The organism is Mesorhizobium sp., assembly GCF_004962245.1.
Taxonomy (GTDB): Bacteria; Pseudomonadota; Alphaproteobacteria; order Rhizobiales; family Rhizobiaceae; genus Mesorhizobium.
Genome location: NZ_SUHQ01000084.1, coordinates 1 through 2,518 on the forward strand (window position 1 = coordinate 1; position 2,518 = coordinate 2,518).

Consider the following 2,518-nt stretch of genomic DNA (forward strand, 5'->3'; position numbering starts at 1 on the left):
CGCTCGCGAGCGGCTTCGCTATCGCCGACCTACACCACGCGGTGGGACACGACCCTTTCTTCTTTCGGCGCTAAGCTTCTCCAGCCAGCGGCCGGGCGTTTCGAAGCGTCTCCCTATCGCATCCGCCATGGACATCTCGAATGCTGTCACGAGAGCAAAGAGCGCTGCTCGCACTGGCAATTTCTGCAGACGAGACCTTCGATCTGGCGTCAGGAAACAACTAGGGTCAGGACCCATTAAATCGTTGAGTTGAAGGAGCGATGATGATTCAAGGTGGCTGGAGGTGGCCACCATGGGTGATTTGTTACTGCTGTCGCCGACGCAGATGCGGCGGATCGAGCCATTCTTTCCACGCTCGCACGGGGTACCTCGGGTCGATGACCGACGGGTGCTGAGCGGGATTCTGTTCGTGATCCGTAACGGGCTGCGCTGGCGGGATGTGCCGGCCGCCTATGGTCCGCACAAGACGATCTACAACCGGTTCATTCCCTGGAGCCGGCTGGGTGTGTTCAACCGCATTCTGGCCGAACTCTCGGCCCGGGGCGGCGGCACAGACAAGCTGATGATCGATGTCACCCATCTCAAGGCGCATCGCACGGCAGCCAGCCTGCTCAAAAAGGGGCTCTACCCCGATGTATCGGACGGACCAGAGGCGGTCTGACCACCAAGCTGCAGGTGGTTTGCGACGACCAGGGACGTCCGTTGCTGCTGCACCTGAGCGAAGGCCAGGCCAACGATCACAGAACCGCCGCTGCCGTGCTCGACGAACTGCCACCTGCCCGCCGTCTGCTGGCCGATCGGGCCTACAGTTCCACTGGCTTCCGCGAGGCGCTCATCGGCAAGGGCATCACACCCTGCATCCCGCCTCATGCCAAGCACCGTGTCCAGCACAGCTATGATCCGCTGCTCTACAGGCAGCGCCACAGGATCGAGAACATGTTCGCCCGCCTCAAGGACTGGCGACGCATCCACACTCGATACGACCGATGCGCGCACACATTCTTGTCAGCAATCGCCTTCGCTGCAGCGTTCATCTTCTGGATCAATGAGATGCTGTAACGGGGCCTGCGTCGTGCGCTGCCCGTTACCGATTGCATGCTGACCGGTTGCCGCCGACGCTCCCGTATCTGATTCTGACAGGAGGATTACGGGATGAAACTGTTCATTGGGTTGGATGTCTCACTCGCCAAGACTGCGGTCTGCATTGTCAGCGAGCACGGCAAGATCGTGAAGGAGGCTGAGGTCGGCAGCGATCCCGCGGCGCTGACGCAATTCGCGCTGGAGCAACAGGGCGAAATTGCGATGATCGGGATGGAAGCCGGGCCGTTGTCGCAATGGCTGCACCGTGGGCTGACCGAAGCCGGCCTGGAAGTGGTTCTGATGGAAACCCGGCAAGTGAAGGGTACTCTGAAAGCCATGCCGATCAAGACAGACCGGCGCGATGCTGAAGGTATTGCCCGGCTGCTACATTTGGGCTGGTTCCGGCCAGTCCATTGCAAGTCGGTGTCTGCCCAGGAGATCCGCGCACTCCTCGGGGCGCGCAAATCCATCCAGCAGGGCGTGATCGCTCTGGAAATGTCCTTGCGCGGGTTATTGCGGAACTTCGGCTTGAAAGTCGGCGCAATCTCCAAAGGACGGTTTGATGCTCGCATTCAGGAACTGGTTGCCAGCAACACTACGCTGGTGGCGGCAACCGAGCCGATGCTTCGCGCCCGTGCCACCCTCCGCCATGAACTGGCGCGACTGGAGCGGCATGTGCGCAGCCTAGCACAGGACGACCCGACCTGCCGCTTGCTGATGACCATGCCGGCCGTTGGCGCGGTGGTCGCATTGACCTTCAAGTCGGCCGTGGATGATCCGGCTCGGTTCTCGTCGTCGAAGAAAGTCGGCCCGTGGGTCGGCCTCACCCCTTCACGGCAGCAGTCCGGCGAGCGCGACGTGACAGGCGGTATCACCAAAGCCGGTGACGCCCATTTACGCCGCGCCTTATGCCAGGCCGCAACCGTCATGATGAACCGGGGCCGTGGGTCGTGGTTGCGGACATGGGCCTCGCGGGTCGCGAAACGGCGCGGCACCAAGCGGGCCATGGTGGCCTTGGCGCGTCGGATCGGTGTGATCCTGCATCGGATGTGGCTGGACGGATGAAACTTCCGCTGGGAAGGAGCGCCAGAGCCGATCCATGCATGAGCTAATCTCCGTGTTGATGTCTGCCTGAGCGCAGACCTGCGAGGTCCCCGACCCGGGACGTGGTCCCGATGACGCCGCGGTCTGGACTGATGCCGCCCCGCCGGGCGAGCACGCCAATGAGATGGGCGCATCGGAACCATATTGGACAAGCATCATGTTGGCGGCCGCCGCGCCGACCACGGACCGAAGCATGAACCCGGGCAGAACCTCATACGGCAGGAAAGCAGGCGATATAGCACAACCAAAATGCAATCACGCTCTCCGCACACCGGGATGGGCGATCCCTTCTTGCATCAAATTTGCCTTGACGAGGACGGCCCCGTTACCGAAG

General features: G+C 61.9%; 3 protein-coding genes. All 3 read left to right on the top strand.

The window, feature by feature from the left end; genetic code table 11:
* Positions 1–292: 292 nt before the first annotated feature.
* Positions 293–1,059, top strand: a protein-coding gene (locus tag E5X88_RS33400; RefSeq protein WP_292168529.1) for an IS5 family transposase whose coding sequence is annotated in 2 segments (ribosomal slippage) — positions 293–626 and positions 626–1,059 — 768 coding nt in all. Because the reading frame shifts where the segments join, the coding sequence is not laid out codon by codon here.
* 93 nt (positions 1,060–1,152) lie between these two features.
* Entirely contained in the window at positions 1,153–2,145 is a 993-nt protein-coding gene (locus E5X88_RS33405; RefSeq protein ID WP_292168527.1) for an IS110 family transposase, read from the top strand.
* Positions 2,146–2,328: 183 nt separating this feature from the next.
* Positions 2,329–2,518 (top strand): hypothetical protein (locus E5X88_RS33410; protein WP_292168528.1); only part of this gene is annotated, 190 nt, incomplete at its 3' end.

Excerpts from the sequence above, each read along its gene's own strand:
- E5X88_RS33405 (WP_292168527.1), top strand. The coding sequence starts at position 1,153 with ATGAAACTGTTCATTGGGTTGGATGTCTCACTCGCCAAGACTGCGGTC.